This window comes from Streptomyces netropsis, from assembly GCF_014203545.1.
GTDB classification, from domain to species: Bacteria; Actinomycetota; Actinomycetes; order Streptomycetales; family Streptomycetaceae; genus Streptomyces; species Streptomyces netropsis.
The window spans coordinates 74786-96061 of the sequence record NZ_JACHJG010000001.1; the positions used below are offsets into that span (position 1 = coordinate 74786).

Annotated in this window: 25 protein-coding genes; 10 read left to right on the forward strand and 15 right to left on the reverse strand. The window is 70.6% G+C overall.

Annotated features, from left to right (window positions below; genetic code table 11):
• Positions 1 to 14 precede the first annotated feature (14 nt).
• On the reverse strand, positions 15 to 2327 hold the full coding sequence (locus FHS38_RS00370; protein WP_184729478.1) for a transglycosylase domain-containing protein: 2313 nt from the start codon (positions 2325 to 2327) through the stop codon (positions 15 to 17).
• 282 nt (positions 2328 to 2609) lie between these two features.
• On the opposite strand from FHS38_RS00370, the gene FHS38_RS00375 reads away from it, so the two are divergent.
• The 4 genes from FHS38_RS00375 to FHS38_RS00390 all read left to right on the forward strand — a co-directional run bounded on the left by FHS38_RS00375 (position 2610) and on the right by FHS38_RS00390 (position 6008).
• Positions 2610 to 3410 carry an ABC transporter permease gene (locus tag FHS38_RS00375; RefSeq protein WP_184729480.1) on the forward strand — a complete coding sequence of 267 codons (801 nt, stop codon included), beginning with the start codon at positions 2610 to 2612 and terminating at the stop codon, positions 3408 to 3410.
• A gap of 100 nt (positions 3411 to 3510) precedes the next feature.
• A complete protein-coding gene (locus tag FHS38_RS00380) occupies positions 3511 to 4275 on the forward strand; it encodes an ABC transporter permease (RefSeq protein WP_184730990.1) in 765 nt (254 codons plus the stop codon).
• A gap of 8 nt (positions 4276 to 4283) precedes the next feature.
• The gene (locus FHS38_RS00385; protein ID WP_184730992.1) at positions 4284 to 5267 is read left to right on the forward strand and encodes an ABC transporter ATP-binding protein; all 984 of its coding nucleotides are present in this window, start codon (positions 4284 to 4286) and stop codon (positions 5265 to 5267) included.
• A gap of 45 nt (positions 5268 to 5312) precedes the next feature.
• Positions 5313 to 6008 carry a DUF1707 SHOCT-like domain-containing protein gene (locus tag FHS38_RS00390; RefSeq protein ID WP_184730994.1) on the forward strand — a complete coding sequence of 232 codons (696 nt, stop codon included), beginning with the start codon at positions 5313 to 5315 and terminating at the stop codon, positions 6006 to 6008.
• Between the two features lie 67 nt (positions 6009 to 6075).
• On the opposite strand, the gene FHS38_RS00395 is transcribed toward FHS38_RS00390, so the two are convergent.
• Complete coding sequence (locus tag FHS38_RS00395; RefSeq protein WP_184729482.1) at positions 6076 to 7401, reverse strand: SGNH/GDSL hydrolase family protein; 1326 nt, start codon at positions 7399 to 7401, stop codon at positions 6076 to 6078.
• 372 nt (positions 7402 to 7773) lie between these two features.
• Here FHS38_RS00395 and FHS38_RS00400 point away from each other — a divergent pair, with 372 nt between their 5' ends.
• Positions 7774 to 9099, forward strand: a complete 1326-nt coding sequence (locus FHS38_RS00400; protein WP_184729484.1) for a DUF445 domain-containing protein — start codon at positions 7774 to 7776, stop codon at positions 9097 to 9099.
• Between the two features lie 83 nt (positions 9100 to 9182).
• Complete coding sequence (locus FHS38_RS00405; RefSeq protein ID WP_184729486.1) at positions 9183 to 10130, forward strand: MerR family transcriptional regulator; 948 nt, start codon at positions 9183 to 9185, stop codon at positions 10128 to 10130.
• A 41-nt stretch (positions 10131 to 10171) separates the two neighbouring features.
• Here FHS38_RS00405 and FHS38_RS00410 read toward each other — a convergent pair whose 3' ends face one another.
• The 4 genes from FHS38_RS00410 to FHS38_RS00425 form a co-directional block, all read right to left on the reverse strand.
• Complete coding sequence (locus FHS38_RS00410; protein ID WP_184729488.1) at positions 10172 to 10693, reverse strand: GNAT family N-acetyltransferase; 522 nt, start codon at positions 10691 to 10693, stop codon at positions 10172 to 10174.
• 64 nt (positions 10694 to 10757) lie between these two features.
• Positions 10758 to 11153 (reverse strand): DUF4258 domain-containing protein, encoded by a 396-nt coding sequence (locus tag FHS38_RS00415; protein WP_184729490.1) that lies wholly within the window; start codon positions 11151 to 11153, stop codon positions 10758 to 10760.
• A gap of 119 nt (positions 11154 to 11272) precedes the next feature.
• Complete coding sequence (locus tag FHS38_RS00420; protein ID WP_184729492.1) at positions 11273 to 11551, reverse strand: DUF6255 family natural product biosynthesis protein; 279 nt, start codon at positions 11549 to 11551, stop codon at positions 11273 to 11275.
• Entirely contained in the window at positions 11548 to 11868 is a 321-nt protein-coding gene (locus FHS38_RS00425; protein ID WP_184729493.1) for a hypothetical protein, read from the reverse strand. Before FHS38_RS00425 ends, FHS38_RS00420 begins: the two co-directional genes overlap by 4 nt.
• Before the next feature lie 200 nt (positions 11869 to 12068).
• On the opposite strand from FHS38_RS00425, the gene FHS38_RS00430 reads away from it, so the two are divergent.
• The 3 genes from FHS38_RS00430 to FHS38_RS00440 are packed head-to-tail and all read left to right on the forward strand — an operon-like array spanning position 12069 to position 13379.
• On the forward strand, positions 12069 to 12935 hold the full coding sequence (locus FHS38_RS00430) for a helix-turn-helix domain-containing protein (protein ID WP_184729496.1): 867 nt from the start codon (positions 12069 to 12071) through the stop codon (positions 12933 to 12935).
• 11 nt (positions 12936 to 12946) lie between these two features.
• Positions 12947 to 13168: a DUF397 domain-containing protein gene (locus tag FHS38_RS00435; protein WP_229821913.1), complete on the forward strand. Its 222-nt coding sequence runs from the start codon at positions 12947 to 12949 to the stop codon at positions 13166 to 13168.
• A gap of 4 nt (positions 13169 to 13172) precedes the next feature.
• Positions 13173 to 13379: a DUF397 domain-containing protein gene (locus tag FHS38_RS00440; RefSeq protein WP_229821912.1), complete on the forward strand. Its 207-nt coding sequence runs from the start codon at positions 13173 to 13175 to the stop codon at positions 13377 to 13379.
• A 62-nt stretch (positions 13380 to 13441) separates the two neighbouring features.
• Here FHS38_RS00440 and FHS38_RS00445 read toward each other — a convergent pair whose 3' ends face one another.
• The 7 genes from FHS38_RS00445 to FHS38_RS00475 all read right to left on the reverse strand — a co-directional run bounded on the left by FHS38_RS00445 (position 13442) and on the right by FHS38_RS00475 (position 18876).
• Positions 13442 to 13861 carry a hypothetical protein gene (locus FHS38_RS00445; protein WP_184729501.1) on the reverse strand — a complete coding sequence of 140 codons (420 nt, stop codon included), beginning with the start codon at positions 13859 to 13861 and terminating at the stop codon, positions 13442 to 13444.
• A 75-nt stretch (positions 13862 to 13936) separates the two neighbouring features.
• Positions 13937 to 14794 carry a fumarylacetoacetate hydrolase family protein gene (locus tag FHS38_RS00450; RefSeq protein ID WP_184729503.1) on the reverse strand — a complete coding sequence of 286 codons (858 nt, stop codon included), beginning with the start codon at positions 14792 to 14794 and terminating at the stop codon, positions 13937 to 13939.
• 139 nt (positions 14795 to 14933) lie between these two features.
• Complete coding sequence (locus FHS38_RS00455) at positions 14934 to 15671, reverse strand: YidC/Oxa1 family membrane protein insertase (RefSeq protein WP_184729505.1); 738 nt, start codon at positions 15669 to 15671, stop codon at positions 14934 to 14936.
• Between the two features lie 106 nt (positions 15672 to 15777).
• Complete coding sequence (locus tag FHS38_RS00460) at positions 15778 to 16089, reverse strand: DUF6412 domain-containing protein (RefSeq protein ID WP_184729507.1); 312 nt, start codon at positions 16087 to 16089, stop codon at positions 15778 to 15780.
• Between the two features lie 48 nt (positions 16090 to 16137).
• Positions 16138 to 17646 (reverse strand): sodium:solute symporter family protein, encoded by a 1509-nt coding sequence (locus FHS38_RS00465; RefSeq protein WP_184729509.1) that lies wholly within the window; start codon positions 17644 to 17646, stop codon positions 16138 to 16140.
• Entirely contained in the window at positions 17643 to 17840 is a 198-nt protein-coding gene (locus FHS38_RS00470; RefSeq protein ID WP_229821911.1) for a DUF3311 domain-containing protein, read from the reverse strand. The genes FHS38_RS00465 and FHS38_RS00470 overlap by 4 nt, the downstream gene beginning before the upstream one ends.
• Positions 17841 to 17901: 61 nt before the next feature.
• Positions 17902 to 18876, reverse strand: coding sequence for a zinc-binding dehydrogenase (locus FHS38_RS00475; protein ID WP_184729511.1), 975 nt, complete (start codon positions 18874 to 18876; stop codon positions 17902 to 17904).
• Positions 18877 to 19024: 148 nt separating this feature from the next.
• Between FHS38_RS00475 and FHS38_RS00480 the strand changes: the two genes are divergently transcribed.
• Positions 19025 to 19663, forward strand: coding sequence for a LysE family translocator (locus FHS38_RS00480; RefSeq protein WP_184729513.1), 639 nt, complete (start codon positions 19025 to 19027; stop codon positions 19661 to 19663).
• Between the two features lie 18 nt (positions 19664 to 19681).
• Here FHS38_RS00480 and FHS38_RS00485 read toward each other — a convergent pair whose 3' ends face one another.
• Positions 19682 to 19957 carry a hypothetical protein gene (locus tag FHS38_RS00485; protein WP_184729515.1) on the reverse strand — a complete coding sequence of 92 codons (276 nt, stop codon included), beginning with the start codon at positions 19955 to 19957 and terminating at the stop codon, positions 19682 to 19684.
• Between the two features lie 96 nt (positions 19958 to 20053).
• Positions 20054 to 20932, reverse strand: a complete 879-nt coding sequence (gene lepB / locus FHS38_RS00490; RefSeq protein ID WP_184729517.1) for a signal peptidase I — start codon at positions 20930 to 20932, stop codon at positions 20054 to 20056.
• Positions 20933 to 21276: the final 344 nt, after the last annotated feature.

Consider the following 21276-nt stretch of genomic DNA (forward strand, 5'->3'; position numbering starts at 1 on the left):
TGCGCCGCCCCTCGCTACAAGTCCCCCAGCAGTGACTCCCGGTCCTCCCCGCCGCGTCCGTCCTGCCCTCCGTTCGGGCCGGGGATGAACGGGATGTCCGGTGGGGACGGGAAGTCCGACGGCGGGCCGGGGGGCACGATCGGGGACGGGAAGTCGGTCGGCGGGCCCGGCGGCGTCGGGCGGGTGGTGGTCGGCGGGGCGGAGGAGGTCGGCGGGGCGCTGGACGTGGCCGGCGGCGGCGAGGACTCGGGCGTCTCCATGAGCGGGGCGCCGCCGCTCATCGTCTCCAGGTCGAACTCCTTGACGGGGGTGCCCTCCAGCGCGTCGGCGGTGTACGCGGCCCAGATCTCGGCGGGGTAGCCGCCGCCGTTGATGCGGGACAGGCCCGTCGCCCCGTAGAGCGGTTTCTGCTCGGCGCTGTCGGGGTCCTGGCCCATGACGGCGACGACGGTGGCGAGGTCGGGGGTGTAGCCCGCGAACCAGGCGGCCTTGTCCTCCTCCGCGGTGCCGGTCTTGCCGGCCGCGGGCCGCCCGGCCATCTGGGCCGCGGCGCCCGTGCCGTTGTCGACCACGCTCTGGAGGACGGACGTGGTGGTGTCGGCGGCCTCGCGGGGGACGGCCCGCTTGGTGTTCTTGCTGGGGAGCTTGACGTTCTCGCCGCCCTTGGCGAGCTTCTGGACCAGCGAGTACGCGCCGTGCCTGCCGTGGTTGGCGAGGGTCGCGTAGGCCTGGGTCATGTCCAGGACGCTCGCGGTGGCGACGCCGAGGGCGATGGAGGGGGTGGCGGTCAGGTCGGGGGTGTTGGCGGGGATGCCGAGGGCGATGGCGGTGTCCTTGACCTTGGCGGGGCCGACGTCCTGGGCCATCTGCGCGTAGACGGCGTTGACGGACAGGTCGGTGGCCTTGGTGACGGTGATGGGGCCGTAGGACTTGCCGTCCTCGTTCTCCGGGCTGTAGCCGACGGGCCCGCCGGGGCCCTGGACCTGACGGCCGTCGGTGCCGTCGTAGATCGTGTTCGGGGTGATGGGGCGGCCGTTCTGGGTGGTGGAGTCGTTCTGCACGGCGGAGGTGAAGACGAACGGCTTGAAGGTGGAGCCGACTTGGTAGTCGCGGCGGGTGGCGTTGTTGACGTACTGCTTGGTGTAGTCGACGCCGCCGTAGAGGGCGACGACCTTGCCCGATCTGGGGTCGATGGAGGCGCCGCCGGCGCGGACGTAGCTGTCGACCTTGCGGTCCGGGCTGAGTTCGTCCATCAGTTGCCGCTGCACGGCCTTGACGAAGGCGTCCTGCTTCTTGCGGTTGATGGTGGTGGTGATGCGGTAGCCGCCGGCGGCGAGGGTCTGCTCGTCCACGATCTTGTTGGCGGTGAGGTAGTCCTTGACGGCTTCGACGAGATAGCCGCGCTGGCCCGACATGCCGTTGCGGGCCTTGGACTTGCCCGGCGGCGGGAACTTCATCGTGGCGCGCTCGGCCGGGGTGAGCCACTTCTTCTTGACCATGCCGTCGAGGACGTAGTTCCAGCGGCTCAGGGCGCGCTGCTTGTTCTCGGGGTGGGCGCCGACGTCGAAGGAGCTGGGGGCGTTGAGGAGGGTGGCGAGGTAGGCGCCCTCGGCGGTGTCGAGCTTGTCGGAGTCCTTGCCGTAGTAGGCCTGGGAGGCGGCCTGGATGCCGTAGGCGTTCCGGCCGAAGTAGCTGGTGTTCAGATAGCCCTCGAGGATGTCGTCCTTCGTCACTTCGCGGTCGAGTTTGATCGCGATGAAGAACTCCTTCATCTTGCGGCTGATGGTCTGTTCCTGGCCGAGGTAGTAGTTCTTGACGTATTGCTGGGTGATGGTGGAGCCGGACTGCTTGCCCTTGCCGGTGACGGTGTTCCAGGCGGCGCGGACCATCGCCTCGGGGTTGACGGCCGATTCGGAGTAGAAGTCGCGGTCCTCGGCGGCGAGCACGGCGTGCTGGACGTTCTTCGAGACCTTGGTCAGCGCGACGCTCTCGCGGTTGATCTCGCCGTCGCGGGCGAGCTGGGTGCCGTCGGCGTAGAGGAAGACGTTGCTCTCGGCGACGGCGGCCTTGTTGGCCGGTGGGATGTCGACGAGCAGATATCCCGCGATCACACCACCCGCGATCAGCAGGATGATCAGCAGAACGCCACCGAGCAGCATGCGCCAGGTGGGCACGGCCCGGCGCCAGCCGGTGCGCTCGGGGCGGCGGGGCCTGCCGCCGCCCGGTCGGCCCGGCTGCCCCGGCCGGGCGCCGTGGCCCCAGGCCGCCCGGCCCGCCGACGCGTCACCGTCGCCCGGAGGCCGCTGCTGTGACTGCTCGTCGCTCATGTCTGTAGGGACTCCTCGGCCGTCGTCGCGGGTTCAGCCACGGCGAACGGTGTTGTCGGGCCGTTCCGATGTACGTCGTCTGCCCCGGGAAGCACTCTCGCACCATGCGGTCCGTGCCGAAGCGGCGTGGCGCACCTGCGGCAGCTGTAAAGAGCCGTTTGGGTCAGGCCGATCACTCCGAGGAGTGAAAAACGCATGGTCCGGGCTGGAGCCGTACGGCTAAGCTCCTGCGCTTTGGGGTCAACGGACTAACGAGGCTCAACGACAAGAGGTGACACGGGGATGCGCCTGTACGCCGCGGTGGCGGTCAGCGGATTCCGTCGGCACGCCACCTACCGGGTCGCCACGGCGGCGGGGGTCTTCACCAATACGGTCTTCGGCTTCATCGTCGCCTATACGTTCATCGCCCTGTGGGACGAACGCCCGCACCTGGGCGGCTACGACCAGGCGCAGGCCCTGACGTTCGTCTGGGTCACCCAGGCGCTGCTCGCCCCTGTGGCGCTGATGGGCGGCGGTTTCCAGGAGGAGTTGCAGGAGCGCATCCGGTCCGGTGACATCGCCGTCGACCTCTACCGCCCCGCCGATCTCCAGCTGTGGTGGCTCGCCGGTGATCTGGGCCGGGCGGCCTTCGACCTGCTCGGCCGCGGGGTCGTGCCGCTGGCCGTCGGTGCGCTCGCCTTCGATCTGGCCCTGCCCGTCGACCCCGCCCGCTGGCCGGCCTTCGCCTTCTCGGTGCTCCTCGGCATCGTCGTCAGCATCGCGCTGCGCTATCTGGTGGCGCTGTGCGCGTTCTGGCTGCTCGACGGCGCCGGCGTCAACATGATCAGCGTGCTGCTGAGCATCTTCTTCACCGGCATGCTGCTGCCGCTGAACGTCTTCCCGGGCCTCTTCGGCGAGATCGTGCGGATGCTGCCCTGGTCGGCGATGCTCCAGGTGCCGGCCGACGTCCTGCTCGGGCAGCACACCGGCACCGGTCTGGCCGGGGCGCTGGCGTTCCAGGCGGGCTGGGCAGTGGCGTTGCTGGCCGCGGGCCGGGGCCTGCAGTCGGCGGCCACGACCAAGGTGGTGGTGCAAGGTGGTTGAGGTGTCGGTGCGGAATACCGACGGCCCGGCGCGGGAGGAGGCCGAGGGCCCGGGCCCCCGGCTGCTGCACGGCTTACGGGCGTACGGGCTGATCGTCGCGATGTGGGTGCGCTCGACGATGGCCTACCGCACGTCCTTCGTGCTGATGGCGGTCGGGAACTTCCTCACCAGCGGGCTCGATTTCGTCGCCATCCTGCTGATGTTCTCGCACATCGACGCCCTCGGCGGCTTCTCCCTCCCCGAGGTCGCGCTGCTGTACGGCGCCACCAGTACGTCGTTCGGCCTGGTCGACCTCTTCCTCGGCAACGCCGAACGCGTCGGCCGGCGGGTGCGTGACGGCACGCTCGACTCGCTGCTGGTCCGCCCGGTGCCGGTGCTGGCGCAGATCGCCGCCGACCGCTTCGCGCTGCGTCGGCTCGGGCGGGTCGTCCAGGGCCTGGTGGTGCTGGTCTGGGGGCTCGCCCGGGCGGACATCGCGTGGACACCGGTCGACGTCGTGCTCGTGCCGGTGATGGTGGTCAGCGGAGCGGGGATCTTCGCGGGCGTCTTCGTCGCGGGTGCCGCCTTCCAGTTCTGGGCCTGCGACGCGTCGCAGGCCCAGAACTCCTTCACCTACGGCGGCACGACCCTCCTGCAGTACCCGCCGACGGTGTTCTCCCGGGAGCTGGTGCGCGGGGTGACCTTCGTCGTCCCCCTCGCCTTCGTCAACTGGCTGCCGGCGCTGCGGATCCTGGGCCGCGAGGACCCGCTGGGCCTGCCGGGCTGGGTGGACTTCTGCGGCCCGGCGGTCGCGGCTGGTGTGATCGCGCTCTCGGGGCTGGCCTGGCGGGCGGGCCTCAGGAGCTATCGAAGTACGGGGAGTTGAGCGTTCCGATGGGTGTCGGCGACCGCGATGAGGGATTCATCGAGCTGGACGGTGTCGAGAAGGTCTTCGACGTGCGCCGCAAGGCGGGCTTCCTGCGCCGGGAGCGGCATCAGGTGCGGGCGGTGGACGGCATCGGCTTCACCGTGCCGCGCGGGGAGATGGTCGGCTACATCGGCCCCAACGGCGCCGGGAAGTCCACCACGATCAAGATGCTGACGGGCATCCTCGTGCCCAGCGGCGGCCGGCTGCGCGTGGCGGGCATCGACCCCTCCCGCGAGCGCACCAGGCTCGCCCGGCGCATCGGGGTGGTGTTCGGGCAGCGCACCACGCTCTGGTGGGACCTGCCGCTGCGCGACTCCTACGGGCTGGTGCGTCGCATGTACCGCATCCCCGACGCCCGTTACCGCGCCAATCTGGAGCGCTGCGTCGACCTCCTCGACCTGGGGGCGCTCCTGGACGTGCCCGTGCGGCAGCTGTCGCTCGGCCAGCGGATGCGCGGCGACATCGCCGCGGCCCTGCTGCACGATCCCGAGGTGCTCTACCTCGACGAGCCGACCATCGGCCTGGACGTGGTCAGCAAGGCGAAGGTGCGGGAGTTCCTGCGGGAGGTGAACGCCGAGCGGGGCACGACGGTGCTGCTCACCACGCACGATCTGACCGATATCGAGCAGTTGTGCAAGCGGGTCATGGTGATCGACCACGGGCGGCTGGTCTACGACGGCGGGCTGGACGGGTTGCACGCGGCCGGCGAGAGCGAGCGGACGCTCGTGGTGGACCTGGAGCGGGAGCTGCCGCCGATCGAGGGGGTGGCCGGGGCGCGCACGGTCAAGGTGGAAGGGCCGCGCCAGTGGCTGGCGTTCGCGGCGGGGCAGAGCGCGGCGCCGATCGTGGCGGCGGTGGCCGAGCGGTATCCGCTGGTGGACCTGTCGGTGCGGGAGCCCGACATCGAGGCGGTCATCGCGAAAATGTACGCGCAGCGATCGGGGATGTAGGGGGCGCTCGTTAGGCTGTTCGTCATGATGAGCGAGCTTCCTGACATGCGGGCGTCCGACGCCGAGCGCGAGCGGGTCGCGGAGGCCCTGCGCGAGGCCGTGGCCGAAGGACGGCTGGACATGGAGGAGTTCGAGCAGCGTCTGGACGCCGCCTACAAGGCCCGTACGCACGGTGAGCTGGTCCCGCTGGTACGGGATCTCCCGGCGCCCGGGACGGCGTCCGCGCTCGTCCCCAGCACGTCGTCGGCTCCGGCGTCGGTGGCCGACGCGAGCTGGCCGGAGCGGATCGGCGGCCCGCCGACCTCGAAGGGTGCCGTCGGCATCCTGGGCGCTTTCTCACGCAAGGGCCGCTGGACCGTGCCGCGCGTGTTCACGGCCTTCTGTTTCTGGGGCGGCGGCGAGATCGATCTGCGGGACGCGCGGTTCGAGGACCGCGAGGTGGTCATCCGCTGCTTCGCCATCATGGGCGGGGTGCAGGTCACCGCACCGCCGGACCTCGACGTCGAGGTGTCGGGCATCGGCATCATGGGCGGCTTCGGCGACCGGGGCGGCGATGTGGCGGCCCCCGGCTCCCCGCGGGTGAAGATCACCGGCTTCGCCGTCTGGGGCGGCGTCGGTGTCGAGCGCAAGTGGGCGCGGGCCGAGCGCAAGCGGCTGCGCGAGGAGCTGCGGCGGGAGCGGCTGGAGGGCGGGTCGCGTGACGGCCTGGACGGCGGGGAGCCGCGCAAGAAGCTGGAGTGACGGGGCTTTGACGCGCGGACGGCCGGGTGGGGAGCCTCCCCACCCGGCCGTCCGCGCGTGTGCGTGCCTACAGAGCGGCCGAGGCCTGGCCCTTGAGGGTGTCGAGGTCCAGGGCGTCGGCCATCGCCCGGTAGCCGGCGTCGCTCGGGTGGAGGTGGTCGCCGGAGTCGTACAGCGGCAGCAGCCGCTCCGGGTCGGCCGGGTCACGCAGTGCCGCGTCGAGGTCCACGACGTCGTCGAAGACGTGCCCGGACCGGATCTGCTCGTTGACGGCCTGGCGCACGGCCTCCTGGACCGGCTTGCCGCCCCGGTGGCCGCCGAAGGGCATCAGCGTCGCGCCGACGACGCGCAGCCCGCGCGCGTGCGCCCGCTCGACCAGCTTCCGCAGCCCCGCCGTGATCCGGCCGGGGTCGGTCTGCTGCGGGAGCCGGAGGATGTCGTTGACGCCGAGCTCCATGACCACGGCCCGTACGCCCGTACGGGTGAGGACGTCGCGCTCGAAGCGGTCGAGGGCGCTCGGGTTGTTCGCGGGCACCGTGGCCGAGCTGCCGAGCAGGACGCGGTTGCCGCTGATGCCCTGGTTGAGGACGCCGTAGGCGGGTGCGCCCGGCTCGGTGCGCAGCCGGGCCGCGAGGAAGTCCGTCCAGCGGCGGTTGGTGTTGGGGGTGGAGGTGACGCCGTCGGTGATCGAGTCGCCGATCACGGCGACGGCGCCCTGCGCGTCCTTGCTCCAGACGTCCACGGCGGTGACGTAGCGCCAGTACTTGGTCTTCGTCGGGTAGGCCGCGCCGCCGAGGTCCTCGACCCGGTCGCCCTGGGCCAGGTAGGAGGTCTGGCGGGCGTGCGGGTGGTGGGTGACCGGGCCCGAGGGGGTCGGCGAGTACGTGGTGACGAGCAGATCGGTCGCCTGGGGGACGACGAGCCGGACGGGGTCGCTGACGACGGAGCGGCCGGCGGGGATCGTCACCGTGGGCCGTGCGCCGAAGGTCAGCCGGCGCATGCTGCCGGGCGCCGCGTCGGCGGTGCCGGGCCCGGCGGCGAGGGCGAGGGAGACGTGGGTGAGGGCCAGCGGCTGGGTGCCGTAGAGGTTGGAGAGCTGGATGCGTGCGCCGGTGCCGCCGATGGTGGTGTGCACGACGTTGCGGATCGACTGTCCGGCGTAGCCGTTCGGGGTGTTCGGCTCGGCGGAGGACGGCGAGGTGGACCAGGAGCCGATCCACGCTCCCGAGGCGGCCGACGTGGCGGGGCGGCCGGGCTCGGGCACCTTCGTCGCGGAGCGTCCCTCGGGGCCGCCGACCCCGAGGAATATCGCGGTCGAGACGAGGATCACGAGGGCCGCCAGCGCGGCGAGCACGGCATAGGCCGTACCGCGGGGCAGGGGAGGCCTGTTCATGGGCGGATTTCTCCTGGGGGGAATGCGGAGCGGACGGCTCCGAGGGGTCGGAACCGCGGGACGGGACTAGCACTGATCAGCAACAACGCCCTCGCGGTCCGATCGCCTCACCATGATCCCACGGTGGGGCGCGGGTGTGCTGAGCGGCAAACGGTCACGGGAAGGCCTCGGGAACGATCGGAGAACGGTCGGGAGAGCGCTCACGGATGCGGCCACGGAACGGTCAGGACTGTCACAGATGCGGTCACGAGACATGCCACACGTCGAGACACGTCACATGCGACTTGTCAGACGCCGGGAACTCCACGTCCGTTCCCCGAGTACCCCGGGTAGGGACAATGCACATGACGACAGCCGGAACGGGTGGTACGGATGAATCAGTCCAATTCGGGGGAGTCGGCTGCCGCCGAAAGGGTGATGCCCGCTCGGCCCGGCGGATTCACCTACAGCGCGGCGGACGAGGAGAAAAGGCGCGGTGTGCGCCGGATGAAGGCCACGGCGACCGGACTGCTGGCCGTCGTCGCCGTGATCTACGCCCTCGCGAAGTGGGCGCAGTCCTCCGGCGCGGGCGGCTGGGCGGCCTATGTGGCGGCCGCCGCCGAGGCGGGCATGGTCGGCGCGCTCGCCGACTGGTTCGCCGTCACCGCGCTCTTCCGGCGCCCGATGGGCCTGCCCATCCCGCACACCGCCATCATCCCGACGAAGAAGGACCAGCTGGGCGTCTCCCTCGGCGAGTTCGTCGGCGAGAACTTCCTCTCCGGCGACATCGTGCGCGGCCGGCTGCGCGCGGTCGGCATCGGCTCCCGCCTGGGCGCCTGGCTCGCCGAGCCGGAACACGCCGACCGGGTCACCGCCGAGCTGGCCACCGCGCTGCGCGGCGCGCTCACCGTCCTGCGCGACTCCGACGTCCAGGCGGTCGTCGGCGAGGCCATCAACCGGCGGGCCGACGCGCAGGAGATCGCCCCGGGCCTCGGCGCGATGCTGGAGAAGATCGTCACGGACGGCGGTCACCACCGGGTCGTGGACCTGGTGTGCGTACGGGCGCACGACTGGCTCGTCGAGCACAGCGACTCGGTGATGGACGCCGTCACGGGCGGCGCGCCCGGCTGGACGCCGCGCTTCGTGGACCGCAAGGTCGGCGAGCGGGTCTACAAGGAGCTGCTGCGCTTCGTGACCGAGACGCGCGACATGCCGGACCACCCGGCGCGCGGTGCCATCGACCGCTTCCTCGCGGACTTCGCCCAGGAGCTCCAGTCCGACACGGACACCCGGGAGCGGATCGAGCGGCTGAAGTCCGAGGTGCTGGGCCGGGCCGAGGTGCAGGACCTGATCGCCTCGGCGTGGAGCTCGGTACGGGCGATGATGGTCGCGGCGGCGGAGGACGAGCGCAGCGAGCTGCGGATGCGGGTACGGGCCTCGATCCTCTCCCTGGGCGCGCGCATGACGAGCGACGACCGGCTCCGCGCGAAGATCGACGGCTGGCTGGAGGACGCGGCCGTCTACGTGGTGACGACGTACCGGGACGAGATCACGCTGCTGATCACGGACACGGTGGCGAGCTGGGACCCCGAACAGACCACCCGCAAGATCGAGGCCCACATCGGCAGGGACCTGCAGTTCATCAGGATCAACGGCACGGTGGTGGGCGCGCTGGCGGGGCTGGGCATCTTCACGGTGTCGAGGCTGCTGGGGGCGTGAGCGACTCGGAGGACGTCCCGGTCGGGGACCTGCCGGGGAATGGCCTTGAGTCTCCAGTGACTGGAGACAGCAGGGTGGGGGACATGGACGTCACGACCCTCTACTCGATCGGGGAGCTCTCCCGGCGGACCGGCCTGTCCGTGCGGACCATCCGGTTCTACTCCGATTCGGGGGTGGTGGCGCCGACCACCCGAAGTCCTGCCGGCTATCGGCTCTACGACCTCGACGCACTGCTTCGTCTGGAACTCCTCCGTACCCTGCGCGAGCTGGGCATGGACCTGGCCACGATCCAACGGGTACTGGACCGCGAGCTCTCGGTGGCGGAAGTCGCCGCGGCGCACGCCGACGCCGTGGACGTCCAGATCCGGGTGCTGCAACTGCGTCGGAGCGTTCTGCGAACCGTGGCCGGACGCGGGTCCGATCCCGAGGAGACCAAGCTCATGCACAGGCTCACGCAGTTGTCCGGCGAGGAACGCCGACGGATGATCGACGATTTCGTGGACGGCACCTTTGACACCGTCGGCACCGGTGATGCCGACCCGGCCGCGGTGGCCATGGTTCGCGCCGCCACTCCCGACCTCCCCGACGATCCGTCCAGCGAGCAGGTCGCCGCGTGGGTGGAACTCGCCGAGCTGGTCGGCGACGAGGACTTCCGGGCCCGGATGCGCCGGACGGCCGGCCACCAGGCCGCCGGGCGCCCGCTCGGCATCGAGAGCGATGCCGGCGAGGAACTGATGGAGTACACCCGCCAGAAGGTGGCCGAGGCCAGGGAGTCGGGCATCGACCCGCTCAGCGACAGGGGCGCATCCGTCATCGACGACCTTGTGCACCGCTTCGCCGAGGTGTTCGCGCGCACCCCTGACACGGAATTCCGGAACTGGATGGCCCAGCAGTTCGAAGAAGCACACGATCCCCGGGTGGACCGGTACTGGCGGCTGGTGTGGATCGTCAACGGCTGGCAGGTCGTACCGCACCTGACCCCGGTGTACCCCTGGCTCGTCCAGGCCCTGCGCCATGACCGTGACGCGTAGTCACCGCAGCGGCAGCCGCCCCGGATCCCACGCGGTCCCTGTCACCCGCCGTCCCGTACGGACTTCTCGAGGAGCGTGAACGACTTGGGCGTACCGCCCGGCTGCGGCTTGCCGTCCTTGGTCCCGACGACCCGGTAGCCGGCGTCGACGTAGTACGCACGCAGACGGGCGTTACCGGCCAGGCAGTCCAGCCGTACCCACTCCCGGCCCGCCTCGGCCACGCGGCGCTCCGCGACGCGCAGCAGCTCCCGCCCCGTCCCGGGCGGGACACTGCCGTGGTCCACCATCAGCCGGTGCACATAGCCGGCCGTCGGCGGCTGCTGCCCCCAGGCGTCCTCGTCCTCCCACCACAGCTCCCAGGCCCCGACCACACGGTCGGCGGACTCCGCGAGCCATATCTCCCCACTCTCCATGATCTTGCGGAAGTGGTCCCCGCCCAGCTCGCCAGGGCGCCACTGACCAGTGACGCCCTGGGCAAGCATCCAGCGGGCGGCTTCGTCGCGCAGCCGCACGAGAGTGGCGAGGTCGGCGTCGTCGGCGAGACGGAAGCGTAGATCGTTCACGCCGGGATCCTCGCACGGGTGTTCACCCCTGTAGGGGCCGGCCGCCAGGCGCTACGGCAAGGGCCTAGTCTTCATCTTCGCCCTTCCAGAAAACGGTGACGACGTTCCAGCCACCCTCGCCGAGACCGACGATGACCACCAGCTGACCGTTGGCCATCCCGACCGTGTAGCGCCACTTGCCGTTCGACTGGCAGAAGGCCTTACCGGCGCCGATACGGACAGCGGCCGCGACCTCCGCCTCGCTCACGCCACGCTCGGCCATCCGATCCCGGGCGTGCCCGCTGATCCTGTTGTAGGTCGTCGGCCCCGCGTCCGAGTAGCAACGGTTGGTCGTCTCGTGTCCGCCCCGGGTGGGGGGACCCACGGTCGCCGTTGCGGCCACCGCCGGGCCGGAGATCGACGCCACCGCTGCGGTGACAAGGCTGACGGCCAGGAGGCGAAGGCGCTGCGAACTGTTCACGGTGTTTCCCTTTTCCGGTGCGGTTTGCGCGGCTTGTCGGCCGCTGAGGAAAAGGTGCCAGGCGCCGGTCTACGTGCGATTCACAGGCGATCAACAGCGGTCACCACGGGCCTGCGGCCTCAGACGGGTGCCGCCCAGCGCGGCGTCCGCACGCCGCTCGTCCCCCAGCGGATGCCGCGCCGCACGATGCGCGCCACGTGCCGGGCCGCCGCGCGGTCCGCCCGGTGGGCGCGGTGCGGGGACGGCGTGGCCGTCGGTGCCAGTTCGGGCGGCCGCACGGCGCCGTAGTCCGTGAACCGTCTGGTTCCGCAGTCGTTGCAGCGCGCCTCACCACGGGCCTGTGCCCAGCCCGACCGATGCCCGCAGTTTCCCGGCCGGCCGCCGGTCCCGCCCTTCACAGCGCGTGCGCCCTGCGCCGGTGCGAACGCACGGCGACGAGGGCGTCGCCGGCCTGCTCCTCGTCGCCGCCCGCGACGGCCCGTCGCCGGGCGGCATCGAGTTCGGCGCACTCGGCGCAGTTCATCGGACTCGTCTTCGCCGCGCGGGCCGCCGCCCGCTCTTCGCTCGTCGCCAATCGCAGGACGTCGGCAGGAACTTCCCACTCCAGCCCACCGCCGGGCGTTCTGACCTGTACGCGGTCGCCGATGTGTCCGATCACCTGCACCAGCCGATTCTCTCGGGTGTCCATCACGAACACACCGACTCTGTATGTCATTGCGGCGCCTCTCCCGTCACACCCTCGCTACGCACCGTAGCTGCACGCTCACGATGCACCCCCGCTGTGCGGTGCCGCAACTCGTTGAACTACACATTGCGGGACTTCACTCCTGAGGGTGACCGTCTCGACAGCACTTCGGAACAGGTCCCGCATCTCCACCACACTGGGCAACTCCGGTACCAGAAGGGGAGGAAGTCATGGGACAACCGGCACGCTGCACCGCCCGCCGTCGCAGGCTGGGGGCCGAGCTGAGAGCCCTTCGAGAGGCGGCTGACATCTCGCCTGAAGAGGCAGCGAGGGCCATTCACGGCGACAGATCCAAGATCAGCCGCCAGGAGACCGGGCGGCACCGCGTGACTCGCCTTGAGCTGGACGCGCTACTCGATCTCTACAGGATCCAGGACGAGAAGCTCCGCCACTGGCTCATCGCTCTGGCGTCTGAGGGCAGCAAGCGGAACTGGTGGCGTCGGCATGGTGAGATCCTGCGGGACGGCTTCAAGGAGCTGTTGACTCTGGAGTCCGACGCGGCGCGTATCGCAACCTTCCAGACGCAAGTCGTACCCGGGCTGCTTCAGACGCGGGAGTACGCCGCTGCTGTCCTCGCTGGGTCTTCCGAGCAATTAAGCAAAGAGAAGCTCCAGTTCTATGTCGACTTCCGCATGAAACGACAGAGCATCTTCGATCAGGAGAGGCCCCCGCACTATCTGTGCATCATGTCGGAAGGTGTTCTCCACCAGCAGGTCGGCGGACGCCGGGTCATGGCGGAGCAGCTCAGGCATCTGATCGCCGTGAGCCGGCCACCGGACATGACGATCCAGGTCATCCCTTTCTCTCAGAGCGCCTTCACGAGTACAGGTGGTTCATTCGCTTTGTACTCCTACCCGGACCCACTGGACTTCGACGTTGTGCAGGTGGCCTACCTCGACGGTGTGCTGTACCTGGAGGAGCATGAGACCGCGACGAAGTACCGAAAGGTGCTCGATGGGTTGCGGGCTTCGGCGTTGTCGGCACAGCAATCCATCGAGTTGATCGCATCGATCGCACGTGACCTGGAACATGAATGAGGTATGTCCCTGTGATACGCCACAATCTGCCACCGCACGGCTGGCGCAAGTCCTCGCATAGCGGGGACGACGAGCCTCAATGCGTCGAGGCACAACTGACCGACGACGGCCTCATAGCCATAGGCGACAGCAAGGACCGTGCCAGAGGCGCCTCCACCTTCACGCCATCCGCGTGGACGTCCTTCGTCGGCGCCGTCCAGCGCGACGTGTTCAGCAGACGGGATGTGGGGTGAGGAGTTGGGCGACCGGAACGAGCTCACGTTCAAGAAGAGCAGCTACAGCTCCGTCGTCGAGAACTGCGTGGAGATCGCCCTCCCCGAGGGGCCCGACCCCATAGCGATACGCGACTCGAAGATTCCGGACGGCCCCATACTCTGGTGCGGCCCCCGCGCCTACCGCTCGTTCACCCGGGCCGTCAGAGCGGGTGACCTCCGCCACCGGTAAAGGCGGGCTACCGCTACCGGTAAAGGCGGGCTACCGCTCACAGCGGGACCGGTAGAGGCGGGCTACTGCTCGTGGCGGGACCGGTAGAGAACCACCAGTGCCAGCCCGGCCCCCAGCATGACCATCGCGCCGCCGAGGGCCATCGACGCGCTCATCGGCGGTCCGCTGTGGGCCAGTTCGTGGCCGTTGCCCGCGACCGGGCCCGCGTGCGGGTGCAGGCTCGGCGGTGGCATCGGGCGGGGCAAGGGGGGCGGGGGCTTCGCCCCCGCCGTGGGGTCGGCGGCGGGGGTCGCCGACGGGCTGAACGATTCCTCACCCGCCGTCGGGGGCGACGTCACGCAGACGCCCACGCACGGGCCGGGCCGCGACGCGGCGGCCGCGCTCAACGCGGCCAGAGCGCACATGAGCAGTACGCCGCCGAGCGCGGTCGCCAGGACCGCCAGACCGGCCGTACGGGACCTTCCGCCCTGTTCCTTCCGCATGTACGAAAATATGCATGGACCGGCGCACGGAACCCGGCAGTACACGCACCGGTTCCCCCGGACGTACCCCTGGCGTTACGCCTCCTTGAGTACCTGCCGCTGCCGCCCCAGGCCGTCGATCTCCAGTTCCACCACGTCCCCGGCCCGCAGATACGGCTTGGGTTCCGGTTGGCCCATCGCCACGCCCGCCGGGGTGCCGGTGTTGACGATGTCGCCGGGGTGCAGGGTCATGTACTGGCTCACGTACCGCACCACCTGGGCGACCGGGAAGATCTGGTCCGCCGTGCTGCCGTCCTGCCGCAGCTGCCCGTTGACCCACAGGCGCAGCCGCAGGTCCTGCGGGTCGGGGACCTCGTCGGCGGTGACCAGCCACGGGCCCAGTGGGTTGAACGTCTCGCAGTTCTTGCCCTTGTCCCACTGGCCGCCGCGCTCCATCTGGAACGCCCGCTCCGAGACGTCGTTCGCCACCGCGTACCCGGCTATCGAGGCGAGCGCCTGCTCGTCCGTCTCCAGGTAGCGGGCCGTCCGGCCGATGACGACGGCGAGCTCGACCTCCCAGTCGGTCTTCTCGCTGCCGCGCGGCACGAGCACCGTGTCCTCCGGGCCGACGACCGTGTCCGGGGCCTTGAGGAAGAGGACCGGCTCGGCGGGGACCTTCACCCTGAGCTCGGTGGCGTGGGCGTGGTAGTTGAGGCCGACGCAGACGATCTTGCCGATGCGGCCGACGGGCGGGCCGATCCGCAGACCGGACGGGTCCAGCGCGGGCAGGACGCGGGCGCCGACGGCGGCCCGTACGCGCTCCAGCGCCGACTCGTCCGCGAACAGCCCGGCGTCCACGTCGGGCACCAGGGCCGACAGGTCGCGCAGCGTCCCTTCCTCGTCCAGCAGGGCCGGGCGCTCCGCACCCGCCGGTCCCACACGCAACAGCTTCATCCGTACGACTCCCACGGTCGAAGGGTCGGCCCGGACGGCCTCGTCCGGACCGGCCGATGGGGGACGGCCATCGAGTGAACTGGCCGATCGTGCAAGAACGGTGGCTCCCTCCGCAAGTCCGCGTCCGGCAGTTGGACCCTTACGCGCGGGCCTTGGCCACTGTCCGCGGGGTCCGAAGGGGCGTCAGGTACGCCCGTTCGGCCGCCGTCCAGGCCGTGGTGGTCGCCAGATAGAGGCCGGCTGCCAGCGGCACGATCGCCGCGGTGACCACGGTGCCGAAGGCGAGCAGCGGAAGGATCTTGGTCATGCTCGCCATGCCCGGCACCTGCTCGACCGCGGCGGTGTTCATCATGGGGGCCTTGCGGCTGCGGGTGTACGTCCACGTCGCCACGGCCGCGATGAGGGCGAACAGGGCCAGGTAGACCAGGCCCTGCTGGCCGAAGACCCCGCCGTCGCCGAGGGCGTCCGCCCACCGGCTGCCGAGCGGGGCGCCCAGCAGGGTGTGGTCGAGCAGGCCGTCGCCGCCGGAGCCCGTGGAGAAGAGGTGGTACATCACGTAGAACACGGGGAGCTGCACCATGGACGGCAGGCAGCCGGCCAGCGGCGACGAGCCGGCCTTGGCGTACATCTCGCTCGCCGCCTTGTGCAGCCTCTCCGGGTTGTTCTTGTGCTTGCGGCGGAGCTTCTCCAGTTCGGGCGCGAGCTCGGCCCGGGCTCCCTCGCCACGCGCGGCCGACCTGGCCAGGGGGTGCAGGGCGAGCCGGACGCCCAGGGTGAACAGGACGATCGCGGCGGCCGTCGCCGAGGCGCCGAAGACCGGGTCGATGACGTCGGTGAGATGGGACAGCAGGGTGCCGAGGAATGCGAAAACGGACATGGGGGAGCCCTCCACGGGGTCTCGTCGTGCCGGAAACAGAAGGGGTTTCGGCGTGACGAGCCGCGCGGGCCCGGCTCAGTGAAGTGCGATGCAGAGAGCGGAGCGCCTACGCGGCCGTCGGGAGGGGACGGCCGGGCGCTCGGGGCCGGGGACGGCCCTGGGCATCGGGATCGCGTTGGGCGAGGAACGCCGTACGCAGCTCCCGGTCCCGTATCGCGGTGCGTATGCGGGTCGGTGTGAGCGGGCCCGTGACGCGGGCGGCGAGAACGGCGCAGGCCAGCAACGCGGCCGCGACGGCGGTCGTCGCGGCCAGGGCCACGACGCCCACCAAGCCGCTCTGCGCGAGGAGCAGTTCGGCCAGCAGGAAGAGGAGCACGCTCACGTGCGTACGCATGCTGTCGCGCAGGACATGACGCATCGTGCTCTCCCTCCCCGTGGACCGTTCGTTCAGTCGTTCGTTCCGATGCTAGACGGTGCCACTGACAACCGGCACATCCGGGCCAGGATCCGTGGCCAACACCTCGGAGTCCGGCCGTTCGTCGGCCGTCTTCGGCCCCAGCCAGGAGACCGCCAGCGCGACCACCAGGTTCAACCCGAGGGCGACCGCCCCCGCGTTCACCCCCCACAGCGGATCGTTCTCGGTGAAGACGAGTGCACACACCAGGGTGCCGCCGGCCACCAGACCGCTCACCGCACCCCAGAGCGTCAGCTTCCGCCACACCAGGCCCAGCAGAATCATGGGGACGAGCTGCGCCATGCCCTCGTACGAGATGAGCGACAGCCGCACCAACGTATTGGGCTCGGTGTACGTGAGCAGCAGGGCCAGTCCGCCCGCCGCCACGACCACCACCTGGGCGCCCGTCTTCTGCCGGTCCGGGCGGCCGGCCAGCCCGGGCATGACGCCCAGCACGCTCTTGCCCCACATCGTCCCGATGACCAGCATGAACACCGCCATCGGCACGATCGACGACAGCGCCGCCGCGACCCCGATCACCCCGACCGCCCACGCGGGCAGGGAGTCCACCACGAGCTTGAACAGCGCCAGGTTCGACCCCGGGCCGGCCAGCCCCGGCACCACGAAGATCGCCGCCATGCCCAGCAGCATCGGCACGAACAGCAGCACGTTGTAGAACGGCAGCAGCATCGCGTTGCGGCGCAGTCCGTCGGCGCTGCGCGCGCCGAGGTAGCCCGCCACGGTCGTCGGGAAGATGACCACGGTCAGGGAGTTCAGGAAGCTCGTCGTGACGAACCAGCTCCCGCCCAGGCCGCTGCCGCCGTGTCCGGTGAAGGTGAGCCAGTCCGGCTTCTCCGCCACGAGGCGGTCCAGGAAGGGCCCGTAGCCGTCGAAGTAGTGGAGGGGGACGTAGATCGCGAGGAAGCCCAGGGTGCCGATGACCAGCACGTCCTTGAGCACCGACACCCAGGCGCTGCCGCGCAGCCCGCTCACCACGACGAAGCCGGTGGTGACGGCGAAGGCGATGAAGTAGGCCCAGTTCAGGCTGATCGCGCCGTAGGAGATGGTCGAGACGACCACGCCCATGCCGGTGATCTGCAATTGGATGTACGGCAGCAGGCACACCGTCGCCAGGATCGCGACGGCCGTGCCGAGCCACGGCCGCCCGTAGCGGTGGGCGACCATGTCGGTGATGGAGACGAGGCCGTGCTCGCGGGCGTAGGACCAGAGCATCGGCCCGACCACGTAGCCGATCGCGTAGCCGCAGGACATGTACGCGATGACGTAGAGGACCGGCGCGCCGTGGTTGTAGCCCCAGCCCGCCGCGCCGAGGTAGCTGAAGCTGGTGTAGCCCTCGCCGGCCATCAGCACCCAGATGAAGACCGTGCCCATGCTGCGGCCGCCCACCGACCACTCGGTGAGCCCGCCGCCCGAGCCCCGGCCCCGGACGGCGAAGAGACCGAGGGCGACGGTGAGGACCATGAAGACGCCGAAGACCGACGTCGCGACGGTGGCGTTCACACCCGGCCCCGCTTCCGGTCCCCGCGCCAGGCGAGGAAGACGGCGGCCGGTGTCAGCAGGGTCGCCAGGAGCAGCCAGAAGAAGAGGAAGGGGAGGCCGATCACCGTGGGGTGGACGCGGTCGACGAGGGGCAGTGCGCCGAGGAAGAGCGCGTAGGGGGCCAGCAGCCAGAGCAAGGCGGGACGTTTCAGCACATGGTCGACCCTAGGTCGTGGTGCGGCCGGCCCCTGCTCCGGCCTGTGCGCGATCCCGCCCTCAGGTGGTCAGCACCACCTTGCCCTCGACCTCGCGGCCTTCCAGCGCGGCATGCGCGTCGGCGGCGCGGGAGAGGGGGAAGCGGGTGATCAGCGGGACGAGGCGGCCCGCCGCGGCTTCGGCCAGGGCGCGGGTGGCGAGCTCGCGCATGCCGCCGGCGGGGACCATGGCCGGCCCGATCGCCCAGGTGACGGTGAGCGCGCGTTCGATGATGTCGCTCGTGGTGATCTCGGTGGCGGTGCCGGAGGCCCAGCCGTGCAGCAGGAAGCGGCCGCCGGGGCCGAGCAGTTCCAGGGCCTGACGGCCGGTCGCGCCGCCCACCCCGTCGAGCACCACGCTCACCTGACGCCCGCCCAGGGCCTCGCGGACGCGAGCCGGCCAGTCGGCGTCCCGGTAGTCCACCGCGACGTCGGCGCCGAGCTCCGTGACGCGTGCCGTCTTCGCCGGGCCGCCCGCCACCCCCACGACGGTGGCGCCGGCGTTCCGCACCGCCTGCACGAACAGGCTGCCCAGGCCGCCGGCCGCCGACATCACGAGCACCGTGTCGTCGGCGGTGATGCCCGCGACGGACAGGACCCCCTGGGCCGTGGAGCCGGTGGTGATCGCCGCCACGGCGGTGTCGGCGTCCAGATGGTCGGGGATCGGGTGGAGGGAGTCGACATCGGCGACGGCCTGTTCGGCGTACCCGCCGTACCCGCCCAACTGCGCCACCACGCGTCGGCCCAGCCACTGTTCGTCCACGCCCGGCCCCACCGCGGACACGACGCCGGCGACCTCCCCGCCGGGGGTGATCGGCAGTTGGGGCGGCTGGTGCGGGCCGACGGGGAGGCCGCGCCGGAGGGTGGTCTCGATCCAGTGGACGCCGCTCGCCTCCACATCGATCCGCACCTGACCCTCGGCCGGCACGGGGGCGGGGACCTCTTCGTGCTTCAGGTTCCCGGCGGGGCCGAAGGCGTGCAGTCGTATCGCGTGCATGGCGTGCGCTCCTGGATCGGTGCGTCCCGGGGGCGGGGCGTCGTGATCACCCTCCAACATCAACATTGCTTGAGGTCAAAGAAGCGAGGAAGCTGGGATCGACCCCGGTGATCGTGCCCGAATTCGGGCAGGATTATGGTGAACATCCATGACGATAAGCACAGCGCTATGGTCCTTCGCCTTGGTCGTGGGGCTCCTCACTCTCACCCCCGGCCTCGATACCGCTCTCGTTCTCCGCACGGCCGCGCTCGGCCGCCGCCGACGGGCCTGGGGAGTGGTCCTCGGCATCCAATCCGGCATCCTCATATGGGGAGCGCTCACCTCCCTCGGCGTGACGGCCCTGTTGACGGCATCTCAGATGGCGTACGAGATCCTGCGCTGGGCGGGCGCGGCGTATCTGCTGTGGATGGGCGCGCGGATGCTGGTCGACACCTGGCGCGGCACAAGGGCCGAGGGGGCGGCCGAGAAACGGGCCGTGGAGGACGCCGGGACCCTGTACGAGGGGTGGCGGCAGGGCGCCCTCACCAACCTCCTCAACCCCAAGGTGGGCGTCTTCTACGTCGCCGTCCTGCCGCAGTTCATCCCGGCCGGAGCCCCGCACTTCACGACCGGTCTTCTGCTGACCTGCGTGCACATACTGCTCGGCCTGCTCTGGTCGATCGCTCTGATCGCCTTCGCCCGGGTCCTGCGCGGCTGGCTCCAACGGCCCGCCGCGCGACGGACCCTCGACCGCGTCACCGGCACGGTCATCGCGGGCTTCGGTCTGAAGCTCGCCCTGGGCGACTGAGCCGGGAGGGTCGGCCGCTCAGCCGCCGAACTGCTCGCGCAGCCTGACCGTGCACGGGGGATACCCCTTGTTGGCCTTCTTCGGCAGGATCGAGAAGGAACCGTCGTCGTTGCGGACCGCCACGTGCGGAACGCCCTTGAGCGAGTCGGGCACGTACCTCTTGACGATCTTGTGCAGCTCGGCGACCGCCTGCTCACGCGTCTTGTGGGACAGGGAACGGAGGACGGTTATCTGCTGCTGCGCCAGCCCGTCCTTCACGACCGTTTCCTCCGCGCTGATCCAGTACGTGGCCATCGACATCCCTTCCCTCGGGTCCCGGGCATGCCTACCCATGGACACCGAACAGGAATCGCGCGCCCGCGCTCCGCCGGGCAGCGGATCCGGAGTCCGCTACGCGCCCGCGCGGGAGCGCCTGCGCAGCCACACCAGCGGTACCGCGCCCGTGAGGGCCAGTGCTCCCGGGGCCGTGGCGGCCACGGTGTTGATGCCCTTCTGGTCGAACGTGTCCGCCACCGGCAGCGTGGACCAGCGGTCGATCGGCCAGGCGACGACCACCGCGCGGCCCACCACGCTGTCGACCGGCACCATGCCGCCGCCGGGGCTGTCGCGGTGGAAGCGGGAGTCCGCCGAGTTCTGGCGGTGGTCGCCCATCACCCAGAGGTGCCCCTTGGGGACCTTGATCTTGAACTGGCCTTTCTCCTCCGCGCTGCAGGCCGTGTTCCCCGCGAAGACGTACGGCTCGACGAGCGCCTTGCCGTTGACCTTGACCGGGCCCGTGCCCTTGCACTCCACCGTGTCGCCACCGACCCCGATGACCCGCTTGATCAGGTCCTTCTCCTCGGCGGACGGCATCAGCCCGATGAAGCTGAGCACCTTCTGGGCGGCGTTGGGCTGCGGGGTCGGCTCGTACTTCAGCCAGTCGCTCGGGTCGTGGAAGACGATGACCTCGCCGCGCTCGGGCTCCGAGCCGAACCACGGGGTCAGCTTGTCGACCAGCACCCGGTCGCCCCGCTGCAGGGTGTTCTGCATGGAGTCCGAGGGGATCGAGAACGCCTGTACCAGGAACGTCTTGATCAGCAGGGCGAGCAGGAGCGCGACCCCGATGAGGATCGGCAGTTCCTTCCAGAAGGGACGCTGCTTCTTCTTCGTCCTCGTGCCCGGCCGGTCCGACGACGCCGACCCGCCCTCGGGCCCGTCGTGCTCCGACCGTGCGTCGACCGCCACGTCCCCCACGCCCTGCTCCTCACTCGTGCGTCCCGCCTGCCCCATGCCCGGCGCAGGCCCGCCACTCCCACAACGAGCGGGAGTTCCACGAGCTCGGGAGTCGGATCGTCGTGAACCGATCCTAGGTGACCTGCGGCTTCGCGGCTCACGGGGCGCGGATGTGGTTCACCGCGACCGGAGGCCGGTGCGGGGCACCGTGCGGCGATGGATGAATTCAGGCCGTGACGGTGAGTGAGGCCCAGTGGTGTTGTGACGGTGTGTGAGGGGTGGAGTGCGATGCGGCGGCGCGTGGCGGCGCGTGGCGGCTCTGTGGAAGTGACGGAAGCCACGGGGAGTTGACGGTCGGATATGCGGGCTCTGCCCCGACTTGCCGGGCCTTCAAGATCCCC